20 protein-coding genes and 1 pseudogene are annotated in these 26,226 nt (G+C 63.3%); 14 read left to right on the forward strand and 7 right to left on the reverse strand.

The window, feature by feature from the left end:
* Positions 1–12: 12 nt before the first annotated feature.
* Positions 13–207, forward strand: a complete 195-nt coding sequence (locus OXG30_02865; GenBank protein MCY4133842.1) for a hypothetical protein — start codon at positions 13–15, stop codon at positions 205–207.
* 224 nt (positions 208–431) lie between these two features.
* On the opposite strand, the gene OXG30_02870 is transcribed toward OXG30_02865, so the two are convergent.
* The 4 genes from OXG30_02870 to OXG30_02885 all read right to left on the reverse strand — a co-directional run bounded on the left by OXG30_02870 (position 432) and on the right by OXG30_02885 (position 5,366).
* Entirely contained in the window at positions 432–1,454 is a 1,023-nt protein-coding gene (locus OXG30_02870) for a DNA methyltransferase (protein ID MCY4133843.1), read from the reverse strand.
* A gap of 255 nt (positions 1,455–1,709) precedes the next feature.
* The gene (locus OXG30_02875; protein MCY4133844.1) at positions 1,710–1,922 is read right to left on the reverse strand and encodes an HNH endonuclease; all 213 of its coding nucleotides are present in this window, start codon (positions 1,920–1,922) and stop codon (positions 1,710–1,712) included.
* Between the two features lie 225 nt (positions 1,923–2,147).
* Entirely contained in the window at positions 2,148–4,871 is a 2,724-nt protein-coding gene (gene ppc, locus OXG30_02880) for a phosphoenolpyruvate carboxylase (protein MCY4133845.1), read from the reverse strand.
* Between the two features lie 33 nt (positions 4,872–4,904).
* Complete coding sequence (locus OXG30_02885) at positions 4,905–5,366, reverse strand: hypothetical protein (protein ID MCY4133846.1); 462 nt, start codon at positions 5,364–5,366, stop codon at positions 4,905–4,907.
* Positions 5,367–5,739: 373 nt separating this feature from the next.
* Between OXG30_02885 and OXG30_02890 the strand changes: the two genes are divergently transcribed.
* A complete protein-coding gene (locus tag OXG30_02890) occupies positions 5,740–6,321 on the forward strand; it encodes a hypothetical protein (GenBank protein ID MCY4133847.1) in 582 nt (193 codons plus the stop codon).
* An 87-nt stretch (positions 6,322–6,408) separates the two neighbouring features.
* Here the strand turns inward: OXG30_02890 and OXG30_02895 are convergent, their stop codons facing one another.
* Positions 6,409–7,488 carry a DUF2855 family protein gene (locus OXG30_02895; GenBank protein ID MCY4133848.1) on the reverse strand — a complete coding sequence of 360 codons (1,080 nt, stop codon included), beginning with the start codon at positions 7,486–7,488 and terminating at the stop codon, positions 6,409–6,411.
* A gap of 65 nt (positions 7,489–7,553) precedes the next feature.
* On the opposite strand from OXG30_02895, the gene OXG30_02900 reads away from it, so the two are divergent.
* The 7 genes from OXG30_02900 (at position 7,554) to OXG30_02930 (ending at position 18,193) form a co-directional block, all read left to right on the forward strand.
* Complete coding sequence (locus tag OXG30_02900; GenBank protein MCY4133849.1) at positions 7,554–8,270, forward strand: hypothetical protein; 717 nt, start codon at positions 7,554–7,556, stop codon at positions 8,268–8,270.
* Complete coding sequence (locus OXG30_02905) at positions 8,270–9,205, forward strand: haloalkane dehalogenase (GenBank protein ID MCY4133850.1); 936 nt, start codon at positions 8,270–8,272, stop codon at positions 9,203–9,205. Before OXG30_02900 ends, OXG30_02905 begins: the two co-directional genes overlap by 1 nt.
* Positions 9,202–10,371 (forward strand): glutathione S-transferase C-terminal domain-containing protein, encoded by a 1,170-nt coding sequence (locus tag OXG30_02910; GenBank protein ID MCY4133851.1) that lies wholly within the window; start codon positions 9,202–9,204, stop codon positions 10,369–10,371. Before OXG30_02905 ends, OXG30_02910 begins: the two co-directional genes overlap by 4 nt.
* 32 nt (positions 10,372–10,403) lie before the next feature.
* Positions 10,404–11,012 (forward strand): hypothetical protein, encoded by a 609-nt coding sequence (locus OXG30_02915; protein MCY4133852.1) that lies wholly within the window; start codon positions 10,404–10,406, stop codon positions 11,010–11,012.
* A gap of 191 nt (positions 11,013–11,203) precedes the next feature.
* Positions 11,204–16,480 (forward strand): DEAD/DEAH box helicase family protein, encoded by a 5,277-nt coding sequence (locus OXG30_02920; protein ID MCY4133853.1) that lies wholly within the window; start codon positions 11,204–11,206, stop codon positions 16,478–16,480.
* Between the two features lie 187 nt (positions 16,481–16,667).
* Complete coding sequence (locus OXG30_02925; protein MCY4133854.1) at positions 16,668–17,474, forward strand: TIGR04255 family protein; 807 nt, start codon at positions 16,668–16,670, stop codon at positions 17,472–17,474.
* Between the two features lie 452 nt (positions 17,475–17,926).
* Positions 17,927–18,193: a hypothetical protein gene (locus tag OXG30_02930; protein MCY4133855.1), complete on the forward strand. Its 267-nt coding sequence runs from the start codon at positions 17,927–17,929 to the stop codon at positions 18,191–18,193.
* 189 nt (positions 18,194–18,382) lie between these two features.
* On the opposite strand, the gene OXG30_02935 is transcribed toward OXG30_02930, so the two are convergent.
* Positions 18,383–19,036 carry an NYN domain-containing protein gene (locus OXG30_02935; GenBank protein ID MCY4133856.1) on the reverse strand — a complete coding sequence of 218 codons (654 nt, stop codon included), beginning with the start codon at positions 19,034–19,036 and terminating at the stop codon, positions 18,383–18,385.
* A gap of 77 nt (positions 19,037–19,113) precedes the next feature.
* Positions 19,114–20,121 (reverse strand): NADP-dependent oxidoreductase, encoded by a 1,008-nt coding sequence (locus tag OXG30_02940; GenBank protein MCY4133857.1) that lies wholly within the window; start codon positions 20,119–20,121, stop codon positions 19,114–19,116.
* Positions 20,122–20,158: 37 nt separating this feature from the next.
* On the opposite strand from OXG30_02940, the gene OXG30_02945 reads away from it, so the two are divergent.
* The 5 genes and pseudogenes from OXG30_02945 to OXG30_02965 all read left to right on the forward strand — a co-directional run bounded on the left by OXG30_02945 (position 20,159) and on the right by OXG30_02965 (position 26,196).
* Positions 20,159–20,770 carry a DinB family protein gene (locus OXG30_02945; GenBank protein ID MCY4133858.1) on the forward strand — a complete coding sequence of 204 codons (612 nt, stop codon included), beginning with the start codon at positions 20,159–20,161 and terminating at the stop codon, positions 20,768–20,770.
* Positions 20,771–20,834: 64 nt separating this feature from the next.
* Positions 20,835–21,677: an MBL fold metallo-hydrolase gene (locus OXG30_02950; protein MCY4133859.1), complete on the forward strand. Its 843-nt coding sequence runs from the start codon at positions 20,835–20,837 to the stop codon at positions 21,675–21,677.
* Positions 21,670–23,952, forward strand: a complete 2,283-nt coding sequence (locus tag OXG30_02955; GenBank protein MCY4133860.1) for an arylsulfatase — start codon at positions 21,670–21,672, stop codon at positions 23,950–23,952. Before OXG30_02950 ends, OXG30_02955 begins: the two co-directional genes overlap by 8 nt.
* 31 nt (positions 23,953–23,983) lie before the next feature.
* On the forward strand, positions 23,984–24,436 hold the full coding sequence (locus OXG30_02960; protein ID MCY4133861.1) for an SRPBCC family protein: 453 nt from the start codon (positions 23,984–23,986) through the stop codon (positions 24,434–24,436).
* A pseudogene (locus OXG30_02965) lies at positions 24,433–26,196 on the forward strand (sulfatase-like hydrolase/transferase). Before OXG30_02960 ends, OXG30_02965 begins: the two are co-directional and overlap by 4 nt.
* Positions 26,197–26,226: the final 30 nt, after the last annotated feature.

Here is a 26,226-nt window from a genome sequence, read left to right on the forward strand (position 1 = left end):
CCCATTCTCCGAATGGAGCTGTCAATCGAGCATCATGACGCGCTCACCGAGGGGCCAAAAGTCCAGGTAACCGAGCTAGCTCCGGGCGTCAGCTTCACGGTCAACGATGTCCAGGTGTCCACCGCAGCCACCACACTGGCGCCGGAGGCTCACCCAATAGCGGAGCTACCTGCCGGAGCTAACAACCTCTATGGGCGGAACATCTAGCCGCCTGACCATTTCGGTCACACCGCTGGTTGCTACTTGGCCTCGTGTTGCTTCAGAAAGCTGATCCAAGCATCAACAGGGATGCCAGCCAAGGGCTCTCCTAGTATTTCTTAGACCCATTCATCCATTTGGTCCGAGGGTCATTCGGGTCAAGCTGAGGAGGCTCTGGGGCAGGCACCTCCCCTTGTTGCACCGACTGGTTGTTCATCGAGCTTGGAGCGTAGTCAGGATTCAGCAGATCTGATACGCTCAATGGCCAAGTCGGCAAAGTGGTCTACTGTCTCCGCCGCGTAGCCGCGTCGCCCAGCCTTGACGGCAGCCACCACCGCGCTGCACAGTCCCCCAAAGGGCTCCCAAACAGCGTCGCCGGGCTCGGTAGCAGCTTTGATGATTCGGTGCATGAACTCCAGTGGCTTCTGATTGAGGTGGACAGCGGCGTTGCGGCCTGGCTTGTACACCCGCGGCGCCGAGCGAACCCCGTTGCCCTTGTAGCGCTCCTGCCCGTTCAACGGCGGTGCTGACCACACGTTTGTGAGGCCATGCGTGTGATTCCACTGGTCTCGCATCCTGGCCCACTCCCCTGCCGTGATCGGAGTGACACCGTCTAGGGAGTAGTAGGGGGCACCAGCCGCAATGCCATGCTCATTGGCGTAGCACACTAGGCGCTCCATCATTTCGGGTGGCGGGAAATACCAGAGCCAGTCTTGGGTGAGGTATTTGCGTGTGGCGGCATTCGCCACTCCACATGCCTCGTTTGCTCGATAAAGGGGTAAACCAGCTCGCTGCCACTCATACCGCAGCCATTGCCGAGCCGTCATCACGCCATCTGGCGTCGGGAATTCCAAACGGCGTCGATAGAACACGCAAACCTCGGTTACCACCGGAAAGCGACGGATGGTGTCCCCGTTGACGTTGCCTGCGATGTGTCCAATCCCCTTGTCCCACACGATCGTTTGGACATAATCCCAGCCGAATTCGGCCAAGAGCGGATGAACTGTGGCCCAACCGATCTCGGTATTCCAAAACCACAGCGTCGACGACGGCAGTGAGTGCTTAGACCACGCCTCAACATGGGGTGCGTACCATTCGGCCAGATCTTCTGGCGTGCGCGGATCGCCGGGGAACCCACCAACCCCGTAGGCACCATCAGAGACAATGGCCGAGGGGGATGGCCAAACAGGATAGGCGTCGAGCGCGTCTCCCATATGGACCGACCAGGCTCGTCGGTCGTCATTGACAGCAGACACAATTCCTCCTCCGCAGGCACCAAATGGGAGCCTGCGATTGGCCTCCCTTGGAAATGATCCCATGCCGCACCTCGCGCGTTGGTGGATGCTTGGGCGGCATGGTATGGAGCCGCGACTGGCGACGACATTACTGGGATTCGGTGACAGATTCGCCCATCATCCGGTTGCGCCAATCTTCGCTCATGCCGCCGACTCGGACTGGCTCCCCGGCGTAGCAGCGGGACTTTAGGTGTGAGAGGGCCGTACCGGACCTGCTCAGGCGGCTGTTCGATGGCGGTGGTGATGGTGTTGGTGGGGAGGTTGAGCCGGGGCTGCCCGGCTGGGCCGATGGAACTGATCGAGTCGGTATCGCCCGGCTTCGGGGTCATGTCGAATGGTGTGGCCGTGTTTGTGAACTTTGGTGTGGCACTTGGGGCACAACAGCACCAGGTTGGTGATGTCGGTGGGTCCGTTGTGTTCCCAGGGCAAGATGTGGTGGGCATCGCAAGCCTGTGGGCGGATGCCGCAGCCTATGCAGCCTCGGTCTCTGCGGTATAGGTGCGGCGATGTCTTCGCAGCGTGTCTTGCGATATGGAGACCACAAAGCCCACCGAGGGATCGGACCGGGACCCTCGACGAAGGCGAGGTTGCGGGCCGACGAACTCAGTCCCATTGCCGGGATTCGCCCCAAGGCGACTCGGCGGCTGGGACTCCCTACCCGGTGTTTCTGAGGCCGGCGGCTATGCCGTTTACGGTGAGCAGCAGGGCTCGCTGAATGCGTCGGGCGTCTTCGGGGGAATCGACCCCGGCCCGTGATCGGGCCAAGAGCTCTACCTGCAAGACGCTGATGGGATCCAGATAGGCGTCGCGCACTGCCAGAGTCCGCTTAAGCACAGGAAGATCGCTGAGCAGATCGCCGCCGGTCAGCTTGGCGATGTGAGCCACCGCGAGGTCGTGCTCATCAGCGATGGCAGCGAAGAAGTGGTGGAGTTCGGGGGCGACAAGGCGGTTGACGTAGTGGCGGGCAATAGCGAGATCGGTCTTCACCAGGGTCATCTCGACGTTGGAGACAAACGTGCGGAAGAATTGCCAGTCCTCGTACATTTCCTGGATCTGCTCTGCGTAGCCGGCTTGCTGGGCCGTCTCCAAAGCGGTGCCCACTCCGAACCAGCCGGGGATGATCTGGCGCGACTGGGTCCAGCCGAACACCCAGGGGATGGCCCGGAGGCGCTCGATGCCCTCAGCCGAGCCGGAGCGGCGGGCCGGTCGCGAGCCGATGTTCATGGCCGCCAGTTCTTCCACCGGTGTGGAGGTCTGGAAATACTCCGCGAACCCAGGGGTATCGAGCAGGCTGCGATAGGCCTCATAGGCCCGGGCCGACATCAGGTCCATGACGTCGTTCCAGGCATCGACGCCGCCATGGCCGTGACGGGGACGCCGGTGGGCGAGCGTGGCCTCCAGCACGGCTGAAAGAGCCAGGTCGAGGTTGCGCTGGGCCAAGCCAGGCAGGCCGTACTTGTCGGCGATCACCTCGCCCTGCTCGGTGATCTTCATCGCCCCAGCCACCACCCCGGCCGGTTGCGACAAGATGGCGGCATTCGTTGGGCCGCCGCCTCGCCCTACCGTGCCCCCCCGACCGTGGAACACCACGACCTGGATGCCGGTCTCCGCCGAGACTTCGGCGATCTCACGCAGCGCCTTGTGGATCTCCCACTGCGAGGTGGTTATGCCGCCGTCTTTGTTGGAGTCGGAATATCCGACCATCACCTCTTGCCTGGCGCCCCTGAGTTGAACCAGCCGACGGTAGGCAGGAATGGCGAATAGCTCCCGGAGCATGGGCCCGACTCCTCGGAGATCATCGATGGTCTCAAACAGCGGGACGAAGCCCATTCGGGCGACGCCTCCGGGTATGTCCACCAGGCCGACCTCCCGGGCCAGGACCGCAGGGGCCAGCACATCGTCCACGCCCTGGGTCATGGAGACGATATAGCTCTCGATCACCCCGTCGCCGTGGCGGTCGAGAGCTCGGCGCAGGGCAGCGAACAGAGCCAGCGAGCCCTGGGCACTCGACCCCGCGGGAGGGGCCAGGGGGCGGCGGCTTTCCAGTTCTGCGGCCAACAGGGCGGTGCGGTCGGGGCGCTTCAGGGAGCGGTATTCGGTTCCCAATTCGGCGAATAGCTCGTCCAGGGCCTCGTGATGGGCCGCGGCGCTCTCGCGGATGTCGAGGGTGGCGAGGTGGAACCCGACCATGGCCAGGATTCGCCAGACGCGGGCCAAGCGGCCGCTTGCCATCAGCGATCCCCCGTTGACCTCGAGCGATCGGGCCATGGCGGCCAAGTCGGCCTCCATGTCGGAGGGCGACCAATAGGCCCTCGGGCCGGGAGGCTGAGCTGCGGCTTCCAAGAGGCGCTGGTGAATCACCGAACAGCGCTGCCGGTAGGGCTCGCCCGCGCTCAACTTGCTGAAACGGGATACCACGTCGGGAAAGTCGTGGCAGTCGGCTTCGATTTGGGCCTGCAATTCAGGGGTAATGGCGGTGACGGCGGTGCTCACCGACAGTTCCGACGACAACTCCTCGACCTCGGCCACCAGCAGGCGCAGCGCCCGTCCCCGCTGAAAGTTCAGCACCTCCAGCGTTGTCTCGGGGGTGACATTGGGGTTGCCATCGCGATCGCCGCCCACCCACGACCCGAAGCGGACCGGCACCTGGGGCCCGTCCAGCGACCCACCGATGTTTCGCAGCACGGCATCGACGTCGTCGAACAGCTCGGGCACCCCGTCAGCCGCGATCTCAGTGAGGAAGTAGAGGATGGAGCGGGCCTCGTCAACGGGATCGGGCCGCTCTCGGCGCAGCTCATCGGTTTGCCAGATGGCGTCGATGAGCTCGTCGATGCGGCGGTCGATCCGGTTCCGATCGGCCGGGCCGCTGCCGGCCTCGCTGCGACGTTCAATGAGCACGGCGATCTCGTTGAGCTTGTCGAGTATCGACCGGCGGGAGGCCTCGGTGGGATGAGCGGTGAACACCGGGCGGAGATCGGCACCTCGGGTGGCGGCCACGATCTCAGCCGGGTCGATGCCAAGATCCCGGAGCTTGGCCACCGTGTCAGCGAAGCGGAGGCTGCCGGCAAGACCACCGGCGTTGAGATCCTCGATGCGGTGGACCTGCTCGGCGGTGTTGGCCAGGTGAAAGTAGACCGTGAATGCCCTAACCAGGCGGATGGCCTCCACCACATCTACATCGTCGAGCACCTCGGACAAGGCTGCGCCGGATTCCTCGTCGCGCCGCAGGCCCCGGGCCATGGTCCGCACCTGCTCCACACGCTCGAGCAACTCAGGACCGTGCTGGCGTACCAAGGCATCGCCAAGTTGGTTGCCCAGCCGCCTGATGTCGTTGCGAAGCGCCGAGTCGATTTCGTCCAAATGGTCCGCTGAAGCCATGACTCTGAGACCTTTATTCTACGCGGAAAGGGGTCAGGAGCCTCCGGCGGTGAACACCAATGCCTCAGGGTCGAAGAACCCGACCATGGCGGGTGCATCAGAGACGTCGAATTTGCCGGCACCGAGCGAGCTGGCCACCAATCCGGTTACCTCAATGGGGCCAAAGCCCTCCGCGGCGGCGGCAAATGACTCGGTGGTCAGCTCGGGGCCTGCCGCACGGGCCACCGCGGCAAAGATATCGATGACCTGACACGCCAAGAGGGTGGGAACCAGGTTGTCCGGGCCGTCATCGGCCTGATCGATGTTGACAACCTCACCTGAGGCAGACTCGAAGCGGTCGAGGCAGTCGGCGACTCCGGCGATATTTTCGGGGTACAGCGAGGCTGGATCGACATCGCGCACGAGGACCACGGCGAGTTCGAGTGGAGCAAGGCTGTAGCCAAAGGAATCCCGCATCAGCGACGGCACCACGTGGGTGTTCTCCGGCAAGAGCATGGGCAAGTCGATGCCCCGGCGCTCATACGCCCCGACAAAGTCCAGGCCTGATTCGGGCGAGCTTCCCAGAACCGCCTCTGCGCCGCTGGCCAGATCGGAGTTGAATCCGGCTCTGTCGGAGCCGCGCCGGATTCACCTTCGGATGATCCAGAGCACCCCATCGCAAACAGGGCGGCAACCAAGAGAACAGCACATCGGCGGGCCAGCTTTGACATGGTGTTCGACCTCCAAGGCGATCGGGATGGATCACCAGATATACGGCCGTGGCCGCATTTGGTGCGGATGATGAGCAGCCGATGTGAGTATAGTTTTGCCAGTATTGATGTCAATACCTTATGCCAGTGTTAAGCGCAATTAATTTGGAGGATCGGCGATGCGAATCGGCGATGTGGTGAAGGCTCTCGGTTCAGTGGCAGCGGCACCGCTTCAGGTGCGGCGTCACCCACCCCAGCCCCCGGTCGGGAGCGAGCACTACCTCCTGCCGGAGTTGGCACCAGATCTCCAGTCGACTTCTACCAAAGCGGTCGACTTGCCGGTTGTCCGAACGCCCCCCGGCCGGTGGCGGGAGTGGCCGCCGCTGGTTCTGGCCGGTTGCGACGAGCCGCTGGCCGACGGTGCCCCTGACCTTCGCGGCGTATGGCAGGTGTACCGGGGACCGCTGAAGGGCCACATCGAACGCAACGAGCAGGCCGGCAACCGAGTGGTAATCACCGCGGCTGGAATTATTCACGACATGTTCGCCGACGGCACCCTTGATGGAGGCGTGCGCGACGAGGGGGTCGGCGGTGTTCAGATCGAAGTGGCGGCCCGGTTCGAAGAGGGTCGTCTGAACCTCTATTTGCGGGGCAAGCGCCTGGTGGTCACCCGCTATCGCGACGGAGACGATCTCGTCTGGCGATATGGCCCCTACAAGAACCGTCTTCGCCGCCTAGCCTCGCCCGACGACGCGGCTTAGGCCGCGGTCTCAGGCCCGTCCATGATCACCACGATGTCCATGGCTAGACCGGGCCGCCCTTTTCACGGTCGAGCAAGATGGGGCAGGTCACCGCAGCGCGCCTCCCAGCATGGAAGCCACAAAACCCATCGAGGGGTCGGACCGGCCCTCGAGCAAATCGTGATACACCGCCGCGGTCTCCTGGGGCCCAAAACGGTGGACGACGGTAAGCCAGCGATCGGTGTCGTTGAGAAGCTCGTGCCACGCGGCGGCAATTCGTCTCGTCAATTCGGCGGCTCCCCACTCCTGGGAGCGCTTGGCAATCTGGGCGGGAGCGAAGAAGAACTTGGGCAACGGACCGGGCAACTCAGTCCCACCCGATGCTGTGTCCTCCCAGTGGGTGACGCCAACGGTCAAGGAGAAGCGAAGAGCCTCGCCGAAGTGGGCATGCACCCCCGACCGCACGGTGTCGCTGCCAGCCATGTCAACCAGCCCCGAAGCGGCCTTGGGGTCGAGTTGGTTGATTTCTTCGTAGACGATCACCTCGTCGTACAGGCCGAGACCTTCGACGAAGGCGCGGTTGCGGGCCGACGTAAGACCCACGCTGCGGTGCCCGCGTCGAGCCAGACACGCGGCCAGACAGATCGAGGTCTTCGATGAAGCACTGGTAACCAGGGTCTGCGAGGCGCCATGGAACCCGTGGTCGCCCAGGTAATCGTCGGCCAGAAACGACGTCATGAACAGCCCGCGGAGCAAGAGGAACTCGTCGACCCGGTCATCACGGAACATGATGTCGGCGGCAACATCGCTGAAATCGGTGTAGACCGCAGCGTGGTTGGCCCGGTGGACCCCGACGTCGGTGAACGCGTCTCCCTTGGGCTCAGCGGTGATGACCACTTCGGTCGACATGGGATAGAAGCCGAAGAAGCGGCCGCCGGTCCCGATGTCGGGATGGGCGGATTCGACCACCGAGCCCAGCCCCATGGCCGGGATCCGCCCCCAGGGTGCCTCCGTAGGGAAGAAGCCCCAATAGTCGAGCATGTCGCCGGCAACCGCATAGGTCACGTTGTTTGCGGTCAGCGCGAATCTCTCCACGGCCAGCCGGATCTGCCCCGGTGTGAGTTTGGCCGGTGACGAGTCAACTGTCCGGGTGTCGCGAAAGTCCTGGCGGTTGACCTCGAATTCCATAGCGGAACCCTAACGGTCGCCCCAAACTATTGCCAGTGAAAGGCGCAATACTATAAGGTCCGCCCATGCCCCGGTATGGAGCGCTGAACGACACCTACGTGGCCTCCTGGTTCGAGCGAGAAGAGCCCGGCGGGCCGATGTGGGCGCTCAATCTGATGAAGTACCGAGCCGTCGCCGATTACGGGGATGGCCGGACCTCCACGCTCACCGGCGTCGAGGCCGACGATGTCTATGCACCCCACGAGCAGCTGAAGGCGGTGGGCGCCCGCATCATCCTGGTCGCACCGGTGGTCCATCAGCTGCTGGGCGACGATACCGAGTGGGACCGTATCGCCATCGCGCAGTACCCCTACCGCGCCGCCATAGCCGAGATGACCATGCGCGAGGACTTCCAGGAGTCTCACGTCCACAAGGACGCGGGAATGGAGTTCACCATTGTCATGGCGACCTTCCCGGCAGAAGACGACCCGTTACCGCCACAGGCGTCTGGAGCCGACTCCGAACAACTCCTGCTTCTCCAAGTTGTGGCCGACGCCTCGAATCCCGATCTGGCCGAGGCGATCGAATCGACCCGCATCGGCCGGTTCTGGGTCGAAGACCGGTTCCTCGGCGATCACCGGACCTTTGCCGAAGCCCGATTCGACTTGATCTCCCCGGCAACGGCCCAAGAGCTGGCGGCCGGCGGGACCACCCACGACGAGGCCAACTACGCAGTGATCGCCGACCCGCTCCTCGACGACGTGGCCCGGTCGCTGACTGACCCCACCCGGGTGTTGTTCTAGTGCGCATTCTCCGCACTCCCGACGATGCGGCCGATGGCCTGGCCGACTATCCGATCGAGCGCCGCTACATCTCGATTCCCTCCGGGAACGGCCAAGAGCTGCGCGTGCACTTCGTCGACACCGGCGACTCCGACGCCGCGCCGGTGGTCTTCCTCCACGGCAACCCGTCGTGGTCATTTATCTGGCGGCACCAGATCAATGCGGTCGCCTCGGCCGGCTGGCGTGCCATCGCTCCCGATCTGGTGGGCATGGGCATGTCTGACAAGCCGTCGGAGATGGCCGACTACACGCTGGACCGACACATCGACTGGATGCGGTCGCTGCTGTTCGATCATCTCGACCTCGCCGATATCACGTTCGTGCTGCACGACTGGGGCGGCATCATAGGCATGCGCCTGGCGGCCGAACAGCCCGACCGGGTCGGTCGCATGGTCATCTCCAACACCGGCCTCCCCTGGCGGAACATCAATGAACCGCTCCCCGAGGTGATCGAGGCATCCGGCCCCTTGGCCGACTTCCAGGCCTTCGCGGCAGCAGCCCTGGTGTGGGAGCCGTGGACCCTGCTTCCCATGGTCATGGTGACCGAGCCCACCGCCGATCTTGTGTCTGCCTACCGGGCGCCCTATCCCGACCAGGAACTCACCGTGGGGAGCCGGGCCTTCACCCAGCTGCTGCCCACCCGCCCCGACAACCCCATGTATCCCACCAACTACGAGGCGTGGAAGGTGCTGGAGCGGTTCGACCGACCGGTGCTCACCATATTCAGCGACCTCGACGCGGTGGCCCCCGACGGCTGGAAGCCGATCACTGCTCGGATTCCCGGAGCCGCCGGCCAGCCCCACACGATTCTCAACGGCGGTGGCCACTTCCTTCAAGAAGACCTGCCCGACCAGTACACACAAGCCCTGTTGACCTGGCTGGGGGTTCCGACATGACCAGTCCTTATACGCTCTATGGCGCCCCGGTGTCGCTCTTCACCGGCAAGGCGCGCTCCTACCTGCGCAAGCAGGGAATCGACTTCGTCGAGGTCTCACCAGGCAGCGACCGCTATCTGAACTACATCGTGCCAACGGTGGGCCGGTGGATCATACCGGTCATGGAAACGCCCGACGGGCGGATCATTCAGGACGGCGCCGACATCATCGACCACTTCGAGAAGGGCGACGGCCAGCCGTTGCGCCGGATGTCGGTGTACCCCGAATCGCCTGTGCTCCTGGCCATCAGCCACCTGTTCGAGAACTTCGGAGGGGAAGGGCTGATGCGGCCGGCCATGCACTACCGGTGGAACTTCGACCGCGAGAACCTGGACTATCTGCGGTCGGAATTCGCCCTCGTGGCGCCACCGGCCGCCTCGCCGGAGGAGGAGGAGAGAGTATTCCTGCACAACAGCGGGCGCATGCGCAAGGCGACGGTGAAGTTCGGAGCCACCCCAGAGACCGCTCCACTAATCGAGCAGGCCTTCCACCAATGGCTCGATCTCTTCAACACCCACCTCGCCCACCATCCCTACCTGCTCGGCGGACAACCCACCATCGGCGATTTCGGACTAATAGCCGCCATGTGGGCCCATCTGTTCCGCGATCCGGTGCCGCAGTCGCTGATCAAGGCTCACGCGCCCCGGGTGGGGCGGTGGGTCGAGCGCATGGCCACCAGCGAGCCCTACGCCCACGAGTACGACGCCGAAACCGACATGATTTCCGACAACGACGTCCCCGAGACGCTGAAATCGATGATGCGCCATGTGGCCGATGAATGGCTGCCCGAGATCGCGGCCCACTACGAACACGCCAACCAGTGGCTAGCCGAACGGCCCGACTTGGTTACCGGCACCAACGGCAAAGACAACCCGGCCAGCCGCAACATTGGCGAGGCCGTTTTCGAGTGGCGGGGGACGCGCATCACCACCGTCGTCCAGCCCTACCGCTTCTGGCTGCTCCAACGCCTTCATGACGATCTGGCCACCGCCGAACCCTCCGATCAGGCTCGGGTTCGCCAACTCTTCCGCGACACGGGCGTCGAGGCCCTGCTCGACCTTCGGACCATTCGACGGGTCGAGCGGGTGCACCATCTCGAGGTCTGGGGCCCAGTCAGCGACGACTGAGACGCTCAAGTGACTGCTACCGTCAAACCGCGATGACCGACGTGGACCGCACCGACGCATCCGTCGACGGGCGGGTCGCCCGCCGAGAGCGCAACATCAACGCCGCTCTCGACACCGTCCTCGAAATGTTTGGCGAGGAGTCGCTCTTCCCGACCATCGAGCAGGTCTCCAAGCGGTCTGGACTTTCCCTGCGATCCCTCTACCGATACTTCGCCGATCCCGGCGAGCTCGTCGAATCCGCCATCCATCGCCATCGCGAGCTCATGAGGGACGCTGGCCACCTCCACAAGATCGGCCAAGGACCGCTCGACCGCCGTATTGACGACTTCGCGGCCATGCGGCTCCGACTCTATGAGAGAGCCGGCTCGGTGTATCGGGCTGCGGTACACAATGCTCCCAACCACCCCCGGGTTCGCGACTGGCTGGCCGTAGCCCGCGACGACCTCCGCGACCAGTTCCAACTCCAGTTCGCTCCCGAGTTGGGTGCCGTGAAGACATCCGATCGTCAGGCCGTTCTATCCGCCGGCGACGTCCTTTTCCAGTTCGACACCATCGACTACCTGCGCCGCCATCGCCGATGCACCATCGCCGAGACCGAGGCCGTGCTTCGGGCCGCGCTAGAGGCAATCCTCCGGCCCTGAACGGGAGGCGCTAGCCGCCTGCTGGACCAACGAGCTCTGGGGATAGCTCTCCGAACACAGATCAGGTACGCCTCGTCTGCGGTTGACTAGGAAGCGGTTGTCCCGTCCGCTGGTAGTGTTGCCATCGTGTTCGCTTGGGGGGATGGGTTAGCGGGAGCGCGGGGCCTGGGCGTAGAAGCCATCTCGCTTCCATGATGGCGAGCGAGATGACCGGCGATGCCAGTGCTGTTCTTGATGGAGCGGTATCCAAGCTCGAATCGCATGCCTATGAGCAGACTGACGGAGTATGGCTTGAAGTTCTGACCGCTGAAGTGGCTCCGCACATCCGCGACTGGAATATCGGTGACTGCTGGCGCTGGTCGGAATGGCCCGATAGAGACGAAGTGATGCCCGAAGGCACGCCGTCCGTCGACGTCGGTATTGACCTTGTGGCCCGCCGACGCGATGACGGGAAGTGGGTGGCGATCCAGGCGAAGGCCCGACAGCTTGACGAGATGGGTGAGGGTGCCCCGATTCTCTCGCGGGAAATGAACAAGTTTCTGTCCGCAGCGGCGGACAAGGACATTTGGGCCGAACGGTGGCTGGCGGTCAACGGAAACGTCCCTATCAGCGGGCACTCACCTGGCAAGGTCGCCATGTCGGGCACCCCTGTCAAGTTGGTGAACGTTGCCCAAGCCGTTGAGAGGCAAAGGGCAGCGCTGGATGCGGCATCAGAGTTCGACCAATCCCCTAGTGGCAGCGCTGGGACTGGGCGCAAGCCTGCTGATGATGGTGAGCCATTCTCACAGACGCGTTCTGATATGCAGCGGGAAGCCGTTGACTTGGCTGTGGAGCGGCTGAGAGACAATGAGCAGGCCGAAGAGGTGGGTATCCCAAGAGGCGAGGCCCGAGGGCGCATCGTCCTGCCCTGTGGTGCTGGGAAGACGAGGATTGCTCTGCGGATCGTCGAAAAATTGACCTACCAGGGCGAATTGTCTGTGGTGCTGTGCCCGTCGATAGCGCTTGTGGCGCAGATACGCCGCGAATTCCTAGAGCACGCCGAGCTTTCGCTGAGGTCAATGGCGGTTTGCTCTGACCAGGGCGTCGCGGCTGATGAGGAGAAGGTGGCCAACGCCGATGACGCCACCCTGGACAGGGGTTTGGAGACTGTTGAAACGCTGAAGGGCTGCCCCGTCACGACCGATCCGTCCGAAATCGCCGACTGGATAAGAGAAAGGCGCACAGGTCCCGCTAGCGAGATGGTGAGCATCATTTTCGGCACTTACCAGTCGGCCAGGCGAGTGTCGGATGGCATCAAGCAGGCCGACGCGGCTGATGCCTTCAAGGTGCTGATCTGCGACGAAGCCCACCGCACTGCGGGAGTGCGACGCCGCAAGCGCAGCACTGCCGCTGATGTGATGCTGAGCGACTTCACTCTTTGCCACGACCGCGACGCATTCCCTGCGACCTACCGCGTCTATCAGACAGCTACCCCGCGCATCTACGGCGACAGCGCCCTGGCTGAGACAGCAGGCCGCTCTGACAAGCATGACTTTGTGGTCAGACATATGGACGACCAGTCTGTTTTCGGGGTGGAGCTTTACCGCCGCTCCTACGTAGATGCCGTCAGCAACGGGTGGCTGTCGGACTATCGGATCATCGCCATGGGCATCGGTGACCAGGCGGCAATCGACCTCGCCAACCTGCTGGTCCGCCAAGCTGACGAGGAGGCAGCGCGCCAAGCGGAAGCGGCAGCGACCGGGGGGAAGCCTCAGTCGCGATCCAGGCGTGGGGAGATGCTCCCTACCACTGGCGATTATCTCAAGGGAATGGCTTTCGCGTTGGCGATGGGAGGGGGAGCCGTATCAAAGGACGGAAGCTACGTTCCGATCAAGTCGTGCATCGGGTTCCTGAACACCATCGCCCGCAGCAAAGCCATGACCGATGTTCTGCAATCCGATGCGGTGAAGGAATGGATCGCCGCCGAGGTGGGGGAATCAATTTCCGATTTCAAGTTGGAGCATCTTGACGCGTCTACGCCTGTTGCTGGGCGCGACGAGGCTAAACGCCACCTGGCCAAAGCCACCTCCGATAATCCGCATGCCGTTCTCAACGTCGGGATATTCGGCGAGGGCACCGACTCCCCGTCGCTGTCGGCCGTAGCCTTCCTGGAACCGCGCAAATCCTCCATCGACGTGGTTCAAGCAGTCGGGCGGGCAATGCGCCGCGCTCAGGGCAAAGACCTCGGCTACATCGTGGTCCCCGTGGTCATCCCCCCGGGCGTGGACGCTGAGCGGCATCTCGCCACCAGCGACAGGCACGAGGGCTGGCGAGAACTCGGCGACATACTCCAGGCGCTTCGCGCCCACGACAAGCGGATCGAGGACTCGCTGCCCGAGATGCTGACCATCTCATTGCCCTCTAACCAGCCGCCGCCGTTGGAGATGCGAACAGTCGTGGCAGTGGGCAGACCCAGCCAAAGGAACCTCTCATATGCCGTCGTGAAGGGCAGCAGAGACGATGCCGAAGACATCGCCCGCGCCGCGGTGAAGCAAGATCGCCCGCTGCTCGACTTCGACGACGCCGAGCCCTTCGCCAAGGCACTGTGGTCAGAGCTCAAAGATCAGCCGACTGCGATGATCGTCCACGTCGAGCGTCCCGACGGCAGCACAGAGACACGCGAGGACGCAGTGGTACGCCACAAGCCGAAACCCAGCCAAGAGATTGGAGATGTCAACGAGAGGCAGACCAAGCGGCGAGCAGGCAAAATGGCGAACGGCGAACGCGGCAGACCAGTCCCGAATCCCGCTGAACGCGAGCGACAGCGCAAAGAGCAAGAAGCCCAGAAGAAGGCCGTGTTCGAAGAGCACATCCAAGGGGTGCTGCTCGACTTGTCGGAGCAGATGGGCGGCGCCATCGCCATGAACCTGCTGGAGAAGTCGGGTCTGACGGGCAACAAGGTCCAACGCGACTTGAACCTGCTCAGAGGCACAGTGAATGAGGCGGCCAGGTACATCCACGAAGAGTCCGAGCTGTCGGTGGCGCTGAACGCCCACTTCGGGCTCGACCAGTTGTCGGCACCCAAACAGAACAAGCCGAGGGCTGATGGCGCGACCATCGCCGCCTTGCTGTGGATGAACGCGGCGATGCTGCATCAGAGAATCCACTCTGGCGGATGGCTCGGACACAGGGGGATAGAAGCCCTCGCAGATGTCAAGGCAGCACCCGAGCCGGACGAGATGTTCCGCGACTCGTGGCAAGCCATCACCAGGCAGGACTTCCTGCCTGTTATCGAACCAGCGGTGGAAGCCCTGACAGCAGCGAAGAGGACGGGGATGCTCGGCGGGTTTCGCCGCGCCCTTCGACACATAGCGGGCGAGGCGGAGATGATCGCCGAGACCTACGCCGATATGGGCACAGACCACGCCGGGGCGCTGTTCAATGAGGTCATGGGAGACCAGTCATCTGATGGCGCGTTTTTTACCCGCCCTGTAGCAGCGGACATAGCAGCGTGGCTGGCATTGGATGCCGTTGACCCTGACAACGATTTGGACTGGTCTGACAGCGATGTCTGGCGTGCCCACAAGACCGTTGACTTGGCGTGCGGATCGGGCACACTGCTCGCTGCTGTGATGGCCGAGATGAAGCGCCGAGCAAGACTTCACTGCGCTGACGACGAACGGTCAGCCAACTTGCAGAAAGTCGCAGTCGAAGAGGTGCTCAAAGGCCTCGACGTGAACCCCGTGTCCCTCCAACTGGCGGCCACCCAGCTCATGTCGGGCAACGCCGACGTGAAATACCGAAAGATGGGCCTCCACCTGATGCCCTACGGGCCGCAACCCGGTGGTGGATCCGCCGCAGGCACCCTCGAACTGTTGGCCAGAAGCGAGATCATCGACTCGGGGCGGCTTTTTGACGATGCAGCCGAATCTGTCACCATCAAGACTGGAGCCGAGACAACACTTGAAGGCCCCGAAATGGACGACGCGGCAGCAGCAGCCGCGAATGCTCGCATCGTCATTATGAATCCGCCATTCACAAATCGGTCCAAAGCAGGCGAGAAGTTTGATCAGGATGACCAGAGGGCGCTGCGCAGCAGAATGGACGCTCTTGAAGGAATGCTGGTCAATGCCGATCTTTCGCTGGATGGAGTTCTTGATAAGAACTCCATCCAGCCAATGTTTGAAACATTGGCCGGATATTGCCTGGCCAAGGACGGCGCAGGGGTCATCGTGATGATCGCTCCAATGGTAATCGCAACGGCAGCGTCAGCAGAGGTGATGCGCTTATGGATGGCAGAGAGGTTCCATGTCCACACCATCTTGACGAACTTCGCCACCCGTGACGGAAACCTGTCTCAGAACACGGAGATAAACGAGAGCATCTTTGTGTTCACCCGCTACGAGGGTTCCCAACACCCGTCACGGATCATCCGTTGGACCGATTCCCCACCAATGAGCAGGAAACCGAGACACTGCACACCCTCCTGCGGTCAGCCGATGCGGGAAGACTGCCCGACGGATGGGGCGAAATCTCATACTGGCCTGCCGAGAGGGTCACCGCCGGCGACTGGACCGCTGCTGTGCTGCGCTCACCTGTTCTCGCATCAGCGGCCGCGGAATTCGCCGATTCCGATGACCTGGCAGCGTTGCAGAGAGAGAGAGAGAGAGAGAGACGAACCGTCCACAAAACCAACCCGTTGCTCAGCGCCCAATACCGCAGAGCGAAGAGCAAGTGAGACAGGGCAACGTGATGGTTCACACCACGCTTCAACCGCTAAACGCCAACTACCGCAGGACGGGACGTCGTCCAGAAGCGATGACGTAGCGGTACACGCGACAGGACAAGCAATGCGCGACGACTACAGCAAGCAGGACACTGGCGAATTCGAAACTTTCCCTGTGCTGCAATCCAAAGGGGCAGACGGCCAGCAGCGGATCGAGGCGGTGCCCGACGCATATTGGGAGTGGAAGAAGCCAGGTAAACCCCCAATTTTAGAAAAGGCTGGGCATCTGCTGGTCTCAATGGGTCATCAGCTTTCGACGGCCCGCCTCACCGCGGTCGCCTCTGACGAGCGCTATGTCGGACAGGGCTGGATGCCCGTCACAGGCCTCGACCCAGAGGAATCGAAGGCAACTGCCGTGTTCTTGAACTCCACACCAGGACGTTTGCTGATCCTGCGGTGTCCGGGAAAGACACTGAGATTCCCGTTCTACAACCCCGCCGTCTGGCGCGACCTCCCGATCCCCGACCTCGAAGACGAGCGTATCCGCGAGACACTGGCGGCCTGTTGGGAGTCGACCCGCCATGTGGAAGTGCCACAGTTCCGTGAAGGCTACTGCGACGTGCGCCGTCAGTGGGACGAGGCGGTTGCCGATGCGCTCGGCTGGGATGCCGCTCACTTGGCCGAGCTCGGCGGCCTGATTGCCCAAGAACCGCCTGTGAGAGGACTTGCTTACGGGCAGTACGGCGACGGAACCGACGAGTAAGCCCTCAACGGCAGTTCCGCTGCCTTCCGCTTCGGCATCCTGAAGGCCCAGCCTCCCAAGGAATCGACTGGGACTACCTCCAAAACCACCGGGTGGAGCAACCCTCAGACTGTCCAGCACCTTGCAAGATCCGTATCCCAAACAAGGGGGGATGACGTTATTGTCATTATGAAGTATATAGTGAAGTATGGCTACCTGGTCGAAGGCCCCCGACACACCGTTTGGCGCGGCACCCGCGCGCATCCTGCTTGACCCAGATCCGCTGGTCAGAGTTGTCGCGCAGGTTCGGTTCGCGCCTGTTCTCAGCACAAGGGAGGCACGCTTTATTGCACCTTTCCAAGAAGCGATTCGAGGCGACTATCCCCTGGTCAAGATGGAGCAGCAACAGCAGGTGGCGTTGGGAGTGCAGGGTGCGCTGACGACCGACGCGTCCGTGCTGTGGCGGTTTTCCGACGCGGACGGTAACTGGCAGTTAACTCTGTCCGACAGTTTCGTCTCGCTGGACTGTAGCGACTACACCAACCGGCCTGATTTCATGGACAGGCTGAGCAACGCGCTCGCCGCTGTGGCCAAGCACATCCGGCCCGTGCTCACCAATAGGGTAGGCGTAAGGTACATGGACCGGCTCGCCGATCCCGCCAAACTGGAGCGGCTCGGAGGCTTCATCCGCCCCGAGATGCTCGGTCTGGGCAGTGCTGGGCTCAGCGGGGGACAAACAACAAGTGAGATGACCCACGCCGAATTCTCTGTAGACCGAGTCAGCCTGCTCGGCCGCTGGGGGCACCTCCCGCCGAACAGCACCCATGATCCATCGATCGAGCCCGTCGACGGGCCCAGCTGGATTCTCGACTTGGATGCATACACGGCTGTGACAGCCCCATTCGAAGCTGCCTTGTGCGCGGAAGAAGCAGAGAAATACGCCAGCATCGTCTACGGTTTCTTCCGATGGGCGGTTTCGGACGAGTTCTTGAGAGCCCATGGAGCGGCTCTGTGAGCACCGCTCTCGTACCGGCTGCGGCCGAGCCTGACGCCCATAGCCATGAGGAAAACCCATTTGCCCTGAGCGTGATTCGCGTGCTTGTCAGCGATCCTTGGCCCGCTGACCAATCCCCCGAACTGGGAGATAGCGCGGCGGAAGTCGCACTCCTTTGGGAAGCCGAAAGCTCGCAGCAAGAACCAGCCTACGAGGCGACCTATTTGGCTTGTCTGGCTGGCTTGACCTTCGGCGGCTCCTGGAATGAGTTGGTGGCCCGAGTCGCAGCCGATCTGTCGACTTCGTCGCAGAGCACTCCCATCAAGGGCATCGGGACCGACCCTCACCCGCAACCAGCCACTGTGTCGCGGGTTCGACGAATCAAGGAGAACAGTGGTCTGACATGGGACCAATTCCGACGACTGTTTGGCGTGAGCCAGCGTTCCGTGCATTTATGGGCTAGCGGTGCGCGAATGAGCGCCCGAAACGAAGAGCGCCTCACCCAAATAGAACAAGTAGTCAGCGCCCTAGGCCTCGCGACACCCCAGCAACGTCGAGACAGCCTGCTGCGATCCCCCGCAGGGGGCGGACGCTCTATCTTCCAACGGCTCGAAGGCTCCGCGGGCCAGCCAGCACCCGTTGACATCGAGGCACTGACCGAGTCTTCGGGAGCCGGCCCCACCATCCACGGCGAATTCCTCTTCGCTGAGGAGATTGGCGGCAGCGGGGAAGACCGTTGATCGGTGGCCGACCCCTCGCCGCTGCCAGGCCTGCTCGATGAAGCACAACTCGGCCAGTGGCGCCAGGGCGAAGTTGCGCACAGAATGGCTTGAAAAATCCTTCTGAGTCCCTAAAATGAAGGCGAACCACCTAGTTCTCTGTCAAGGGGCTAGGCCCAGCAGGAGTCCGCTTCGGCGGACTTTTGCGCGCTAGGCCTTCCATTCTTTGGGCTTGTGGATCAGTTTGCCTGCCCGGGTAGTCACCGGGTCGGGGAGCTGGCAGCGCTCAAGCAGCTTCCGGTTCAATGTCCGCTTGTCACCGCTCAACAAGCGTCGCGGCTGCTGGGTCTGTTTGTGGGGGTTGACCGTGATGACAACTATTCCCTCCTTTTCGGCCATCGTGACCGGAGTCTGGAGATCGCTGTCGTTCGACAAGACCAACGCGACTTCCATGCTCTTGTGGCAGGCATCCCGCACTAGATGCGCGCCCAGAGAGACGTCTGATCCCTTCTCCTCCGTGTGTATCACGCGAGCCATCTTGATCTTCCCCTTCCGATGTTCGCGGGCAAGGGGCAGATTCTTCTCCCTGTGCTTGAATTGACCCAGGTGGATTTCGACTCCGGCATGCTCTTTGAGGGCACGAATGTAAACATCCTGCCGCTGAGCTAGTCCAGAATCATCAGGCCGATCCTGAACCCTGGCTGTGAAGTACCTGACAGCATCGACGTGGTGCCCCCGCAGCGAACGACTGGCCAATTTGCGATAGTCGAGCCACTTCAGATCCGAATTGCCTTTGAGGGCTCCGTAATAGAAGTTGAAGCCATCGACGTACACAATGGCGCTCGGTTGAGGCTGCTGAGACATGGCGTATCAGTCTATGGGAGGCACTGAACAAAACTTGTGGGGCGCGAGGCGTTAATCCTCGAAGATGGGTGGGGCCGTCAGGGCCGCAGCAAGAGCTTGCCGTGGTTTTCGCCGCGAAACAGCATGCGGAAGCCCTCGGGGAAGCTCTCGATTCCGTCGATGATGTGCTGGCGATGCTTCACCGAGCCATCAGCCGCCCACTCGGCCAGATCGGTCACGGCCTCGGGAATGCGGTGGAGGTAGTCGAGCATGGTGAACCCCATCATGCGACCGCTCTTGGTGATGAGCTGAAGGTAGTTGTCGGGTCCGGTGGCGTTGGCCATATCCCCGTACTGCGAGATTCCCCCGCAGAGCACAATGCGGGCGTGTCGGTTGATGTGCCCCAGCACCGCGCCGAGGATCTCGCCGCCGACGTTGTCGAAGTACACATCGACCCCGCCGGGCGCGGCGTCCCGCAATCCGTCGACCACCGATTGGGTCGTCGATTTGTAGTCGATGGCGGCATCGAGACCCAGTTCATCGAGCAGGTAGGCGCACTTGGCCGGACCCCCGGCGATGCCGACAACCCGCGCCCCCTGCCGCTTGGCGATCTGGGCCGCCACGCTGCCAACGGCCCCCGACGCGGCCGACACCACCACGGTATCGGTGGCTTCAGGACGCCCCAGATCCAGCATGCCGAAGTAGCCGGTGAAACCGGTCATGCCCAAAACGCTCATATGAAGTTCCATCGGTGCGAGCGCCATGTCGATCGGGCGCATGGAGCGGGAGTCCACCACCGCACGGGTCTGCACTCCTGTGAACCCGGAGACCACATCGCCTTCCGAGTAGAAATTGCTGGCGCTGCGCACCACCGGCCCGATTCCGAACGCCCGCATGACGTCGCCCAAGGCCACTGGTTCGATGTAGCTCCGCATGGGTGTCGCCCACCCCTTCATCCCCGGATCAATCGAGATCAGCTGCACATCCACCTCGATCTCGCCGTCGCCCAACTCGGGCGGCGAGTCGTGGGTGATCTTCCAGACGTCGTCGCCGGGAATCCCGGAGGGGTAGGCCACCAGGCGGACCTGCGAAGGTTGCGAGGTCATGAGCCGACAGCCTAAGTTTTGCGGGTAATACTGGCAAATGATCGCCGCCAACGACCAGGAAACCGCCATGGGCAACGTCGACACGCTGAACCTCACCCAAGACTCGCTCTTGCGCCGCATGCGAACCATGCACTCGCTCTACTACCAAGCGGTGAGCACCATGGAGCTGCATCACGTGAACCACTTCGAACGGGAAGGAGTACTGCCCATCGCGTTCTCGCTCTTCCACTACACCAACATGCAGGACGCCACCTTCATGGGCATCTCCGGTGAACTGCCCATCTGGAATGACGATTGGCAGGCCCGAGTGCAGATGGCCATAAACGACCACGGCAAGGAGCGGCCGGTCAGCGACATGATCCACCAGCGCATCGGCGACTTCGAGGCGTTCAAGGAGTACCAGCGGGCGGTGTTCAACCGGACTGAGGCCTACATCGAGCACATGGATCCCGCCGATTTCGAGCGGGTCATCGTCGCCCCGCCCTATCCGCCCCAGATCGCCAGCACCTACAGTGCGATGTGCGCTGGCCCCCAGGGCATCACCGTGCTCGACGCCTTCGAGTGCTGGCACTACCAACACGGGTTGCGCCACATGGGCGAGATCGAGCTGGCTCGGGGCCTGGTGGGCCTGGGCGGCATGACGTCTTAACCGCCCAGAGGATCCACCGGCGCTCCTCGAGCCAGACGAACCACGCACAGCAAAGGAGCGAGAGATGGAAATCGTGTTGACGGGGACCGGATCGCCGTTGCCCGACGCCAATCGGGCCGGTCCATCCACGCTGGTGAAGGCGGGCGACACCCACATCCTGGTCGACGCCGGTCGAGGGGTGGTGATGCGCATGGCCGGGGGAGGTTCGCTGCCGGCGTTTTTGGCTGCCGTCTTGGTGACCCACTTGCACAGCGATCACATCTGCGATCTCAACGACGTCATCACCACGCACTGGATCATGACTCAGGGCAACGTTGCGCTTCGGGTGTTCGGGCCACCGGGCACCGCCCAGTTCGTGGAACGCCAACTCCATGCTCTAGAAGCCGACATCGGCTACCGCATTGAGCACCACGATGTCCTCACCAGGGGTCCGAATGTGGAGGTCACCGAGGTGGAGCCGGACGATCAGTTCGCGGTCAACGACGTGCAGGTGTCCACCGCGGCCACGGTCCACGCACCGGCAAGGCCCACCATCGGCTACCGCCTTGAGCACAACGGCACGACGGTGGCATTGGTGGGCGACACCCTTCCCTGCACCGGCGTGGACGTTCTGGCCGCCGACGTCGATGCCTACGTGCAGACGGTGATTCGCCGGGATCTGGTGGAGCTCATCCCCAACGACATGGTCCAAGACATCCTCGACTATCACTCTGGCGTGGTGGAGGCGGCCCAGACCGCGGCCCGAGTCGGCGCCCGGCGCCTGGTATTGACCCACATGGTGCCTGCCCCCACCGCCGAGCAGTACCCCGAATGGATCGCCCGGGCCGCTGAGCACTTCGCCGGCGAGATCGTGATCGGCGACGACCTGACCACGGTCGCCACAGCACAGAACAACGCTCATGGCTAACCCTTCGACCAAACGCCCGTTCCCCGGCGTGATCGGCAAGACCCTGGCCGACTCCGAGCCGTTCTTCGAGGAGCCACCCCACCCCGGCGAGGATGCGCCCAACGTGGTCGTCGTGCTGCTCGATGACACCGGCTTCGCCCAATTCGGCTGCTACGGCTCCGACATCGACACCGCCAATGTGGACCGGCTGGCTGCCGACGGACTCCAGTTCACCAACTTCCACGTCACCCCTCTGTGCTCTCCCACCCGGGCATCGCTTCTGACCGGCCGCTCGCAGCACACGGTGGGAATGCGGTCGGTGTCGAACCACTGCACTGGCTTCCCCCACCAGCTCGGCCACATCACCAACCACGCCGCCACACTGGCCGAGGTTCTCGGAGCGGAGGGCTACGCCACGTTCTGCGCGGGCAAGTGGCACCTGGCGCCGTCCCAGGACGCATCGGCGGCTGGCCCGTTCGACCAGTGGCCCCTGGGTCGGGGATTCGACCGGTTTTACGGGTTCTTGGAAGGTGAGACCGATCAGTTCCACCCGGAACTCGTAGTCGACAACCACCACATCGACCCACCAGCGGGCCCCGAAGACGGCTATCACCTGAGCGAAGACCTGGTTGATCAACTGCTCCAGATGATCCGGGACAGCAAGGGTGTTCGACCCGACCGCCCCTTCTTTGCCTATCTGCCCTTCGGCGCCACCCACGCCCCCCATCAAGCCCCGCCCGCATACCTGGAGAAGTATCGCGGCCGCTACGACGAGGGCTGGGACGTGGTACGACAGCGCTGGTACCAGCAGCAACTCAAGTCGGGAGTGATACCGCCGGGCACCGAGCTGGCTCCACGAAATGACGGGGTAGAGCCCTGGGACAGCCTGCCGGAGAATCAGAGACTGCTGGCCTGCCGACTCCAAGAGGCCTTTGCCGCTTTTCTCGACCACACCGACGACCAGATCGGGCGATTTGTGGACGGCCTGCGCGACATCGGCCAACTCGACAACTCCATCCTGGTGGTGCTGGCCGACAACGGCGCCTCCCAAGAGGGTGGGCCATTCGGTGTCTTGCACGAGATGAAGTTCTTCACCGGCATACTCGAAGACCCCGATGAGGCCATCGAGCGCCTTGACGAAATAGGCGGTCCTCACAGCCATACCAACTACCCCTGGGGATGGGCCCAGTGCGGCAACTCGCCGTTCAAGTGGTACAAGCAGAACACCCACGAGGGCGGCGTCCACGTCCCAATGATCGTCCACTGGCCCGACGGCATCGCGGCCGAACAGTGCGGCACCAAGCGCAACCAGTTCATCAACGTTTCCGATCTGGCACCGACGCTGTACGACCTGCTGGGAATAGCGCCGCCGAACACGTTGAACGGCTATGAGCAGCTCCCGGTCACCGGCCACTCGTTCGCCACGGTGCTGGGCGACGCCGCCGCCCCGGCAACCAACAGACTCCAGTACTTCGAGATGTTCGGCTCGCGGGCGCTAGTGGTCGAACAGGACGGCAAGTGGTGGAAGGCCGTCACCCGGCATATCCATGGCCAGGACTTCGATGATGATCGATGGGAGCTCTACGACCTTTCCTCCGATCCCTCCGAGTGTTTCGACCTGGCTGACGATCAGCCCAAGGTATTGGAAGAGCTGATTGGCCTGTGGTGGGAGGAGGCCGAACGCCACGGAGTGCTCCCCCTGGACGACCGCACGATCGAGCTGTTCGCCGCGAGGCCGAACGACCGCTCGCCCCACCCCACCAGCCGGCGGTATGTGTACCGGCCGCCGATCTCGCCGATCCCGTCGTCGGCCTCCCCGTCCCCGGGGGGAAGAGCATGGGACTTGGCCGCGGAGATAACCAGGGCTGACGGAGACGACGGGGTTATCTGGGCCTCGGGGAGCGCCAGCGCAGGGATATCGGTGTTTGTGGAGAACAAACGGCTGGTGGTCGACTACAACGCCTTCATGGATCGCACCATCTTGGAGTCCGAACTGCCAGTGCCCCAGGGCCGCAGCACTTTGGCGGTGAGCCTCCGTCGTACCAGCCGTACTAGCGGGGTCATGAGTGTCGCCATCGATGGAAGTGTTTGCGGTCGAGCCGAGCTGCCGCTCATGATGAGGTCGATTTCCCTGCTGAGCGACAGCATCGGATTCGATCATGGTTCGCCGGTCTCGCAGCGCTATGAGGGTTCGTTCCCATTCACCGGAGAAATCCATGAGGTGGTCATCGAGCTCGGCAGGCAATCAGCCGACGATGTCGAAGCTGCGGCCCGCACCGAGATGGCCCGTCAATAAGAGCTGGCAATAGGAGAACCACGAAAGAGCCATGGCCGAGATCACCTGCACCAGAGACATAGCCGCCGAACCGGGGGCGGTGTGGGCCGTGCTGGCCGACTTCGGCGCCATAAGCGGGTGGACATCCAACGTCGAACACTCTTGTCTGATGAGTGAGCAGGCTGAGGGCGTCGGCACCGTGCGCCGGGTGCAGGTGGGCCGCTCCTCGCTGGTGGAGCGGGTCGTCGACTGGTCGCCGGGGGTAACGCTGGCCTACTCCATCGAAGGTCTCCCGCCGGTGATCCGATCGGTGGCCAACACCTGGTCGTTGCGGGAAACGACACGGGGGACCCGGGTTTCGCTGACCAGCCGGGTCAACGCCGGGCCTCGACCGCCTCAGCAGTTGATCGCCGGGATTGTGGCCCGGCGATTGGCCAAAGCTTCGGAGACCATGCTCGCCGGACTCGATCGGCACATGACCAAAACCGCAGGAGCGGGCCGATGACCGATCGCCCTGACGTGGTAGTGATCATGACCGACCAGGAGCGGGCGGTGCCGCCCTACGAGTCCGACGATCTGCGGGAATGGCGTCGTCAGACCCTCGTCGGCACCCGGTGGTTTGACGACCACGGGGTCTCGTTCATGCGCCACTACACCGGCTCGCTGGCCTGTGTGCCCAGCCGGCCCACCTTGTTCACCGGGCAGTACCCCGACGTACACGGTGTGACCCAGACCGATGGCTTGGGGAAAGTGTGGAACGACTCGCGGATGCGGTGGCTGCGCCCTGGTGAGGTGCCCACGCTGGGCCACTGGTTTCGGGCCGCGGGCTACGACACCCACTATCAGGGCAAGTGGCACATGAGCCACGCCGATCTGTTCAACCCGGCAACCGGCGACGCGCTGGCCACCAACGACAGCGACGGTGCCGTCGACCAGAAGGCGATCCAGACTTACCTCGATGCCGACCCTCTCGATGCGTTTGGGTTCTCGGGATGGATCGGCCCCGAGCCCCACGGTCCTTCCTTCGCCAATACCGGATTCGTGCGCGACCCGCTGATCGCCGACCGGGTGGTGGCCTGGCTCGAAGACCGGTATGCCCGGCGCCGTGCCGGCGACCCGGAGGCCGCTCGGCCGTTCTTGCTGGTGGCCAGCTTCGTGAACCCCCACGACATCGTGTTCGCACCTGGGTGGCTGCGACGGGGCAGCCCCCGCACCGCCGGGGTTGAGGATCCACCAGCGGTGCCGCCGTCGCCCACCGATGGCGAGGACCTCTCGACCAAGCCAGCCGCTCAAATCGCCTTTCGGGCCTCATATTTGTCGTGCTACGGGCCGCCGCCTCTCATCGACCGGGCCTACCGGACGCGGGCCCAGGCCTACCGCGATCTCTACTACCGCCTTCACGCCGAGGTCGACGGCCCGCTGGACCGGGTTCGCCGGGCCGTCACCGACCAAGGATCAGAGAACGCCGTGCTGGTGCGGACGGCCGACCACGGCGAGCTGCTGGGAGCCCACGGCGGGCTCCACCAGAAGTGGTTCAACCTGTACGACGAGGCCACCCGGATTCCGTTCACCATCGCCCGGGTCGGGCCTGAGGCGACCGGGGGCCGCCAGGTCGACGATGCCCCCACCTCCCATGTCGATTTCGTACCCACGCTGTTGGCTGCGGCCGGTATCGACCAGGAGTCAACCGCCGAGGCGCTTGGCAAGACCCACACCGAGGTTCATCCCCTGCCCGGTCGCGATCTCATGCCGGTTGTGGACGGCGCTTCGGCACCCGACGCTGATCGGCCGGTCTATCTGTTGACCCGCGACAACATGCCCGAGGGCGACTCGAACTTGAGCGCAACGGCTCGGCAAATGCTGCGGTTGGCGAACCCGCCGGCACCACTGCGCATTCAGGTGCCCGCCCACGTCGCCGCCAACTTCGAGGGTCTCGTGGCCCGGGTGCCGGATACCGACGCGGCCGGCGGTTCGGGCCATTTGTGGAAAATCGTGCGGAGCTTCGACGATCCGGCCACCTGGACCGAGCCCGGCGTCCGCCACTTGGCTGCCAACGGACCGGCCGGTCCGGTCCACCGCTTCGAGCCGCTCCCCGATCAGTGGGAGCTTTACGACCTCGATACCGATCCGATCGAAGCCCAGAACCTGGCCAGCGACCCGGCTTTCGAAGCCGTCTTCGCCCACCTCGCCGGCCAATTGGCTGCCGAACGAACCCGGTGTGTTCCCGACCGCAATCAGCCCTGGCCTTACGTCGATCGCATCCCCTCGGAGGGTCCAATGAAGAAAAATCCCCCA

This window comes from bacterium (assembly GCA_026708015.1).
Lineage (GTDB): Bacteria > Actinomycetota > Acidimicrobiia > Acidimicrobiales > Bin134 > Poriferisocius.

Coding starts and splice junctions, on each gene's coding strand:
- OXG30_02865 (MCY4133842.1), top strand. CDS start 13: ATGGAGCTGTCAATCGAGCATCATGACGCGCTCACCGAGGGGCCAAAA.
- ppc (MCY4133845.1), bottom strand. CDS start 4,871: ATGGCTTCAGCGGACCATTTGGACGAAATCGACTCGGCGCTTCGCAAC.
- OXG30_02885 (MCY4133846.1), bottom strand. CDS start 5,366: ATGCTCTTGCCGGAGAACACCCACGTGGTGCCGTCGCTGATGCGGGAT.
- OXG30_02890 (MCY4133847.1), top strand. CDS start 5,740: ATGCGAATCGGCGATGTGGTGAAGGCTCTCGGTTCAGTGGCAGCGGCA.
- OXG30_02895 (MCY4133848.1), bottom strand. CDS start 7,488: ATGGAATTCGAGGTCAACCGCCAGGACTTTCGCGACACCCGGACAGTT.
- OXG30_02900 (MCY4133849.1), top strand. CDS start 7,554: ATGCCCCGGTATGGAGCGCTGAACGACACCTACGTGGCCTCCTGGTTC.
- OXG30_02910 (MCY4133851.1), top strand. CDS start 9,202: ATGACCAGTCCTTATACGCTCTATGGCGCCCCGGTGTCGCTCTTCACC.
- OXG30_02915 (MCY4133852.1), top strand. CDS start 10,404: ATGACCGACGTGGACCGCACCGACGCATCCGTCGACGGGCGGGTCGCC.
- OXG30_02920 (MCY4133853.1), top strand. CDS start 11,204: ATGATGGCGAGCGAGATGACCGGCGATGCCAGTGCTGTTCTTGATGGA.
- OXG30_02925 (MCY4133854.1), top strand. CDS start 16,668: ATGGCTACCTGGTCGAAGGCCCCCGACACACCGTTTGGCGCGGCACCC.
- OXG30_02930 (MCY4133855.1), top strand. CDS start 17,927: ATGAGCGCCCGAAACGAAGAGCGCCTCACCCAAATAGAACAAGTAGTC.
- OXG30_02935 (MCY4133856.1), bottom strand. CDS start 19,036: ATGTCTCAGCAGCCTCAACCGAGCGCCATTGTGTACGTCGATGGCTTC.
- OXG30_02940 (MCY4133857.1), bottom strand. CDS start 20,121: ATGACCTCGCAACCTTCGCAGGTCCGCCTGGTGGCCTACCCCTCCGGG.
- OXG30_02945 (MCY4133858.1), top strand. CDS start 20,159: ATGATCGCCGCCAACGACCAGGAAACCGCCATGGGCAACGTCGACACG.
- OXG30_02950 (MCY4133859.1), top strand. CDS start 20,835: ATGGAAATCGTGTTGACGGGGACCGGATCGCCGTTGCCCGACGCCAAT.
- OXG30_02955 (MCY4133860.1), top strand. CDS start 21,670: ATGGCTAACCCTTCGACCAAACGCCCGTTCCCCGGCGTGATCGGCAAG.
- OXG30_02960 (MCY4133861.1), top strand. CDS start 23,984: ATGGCCGAGATCACCTGCACCAGAGACATAGCCGCCGAACCGGGGGCG.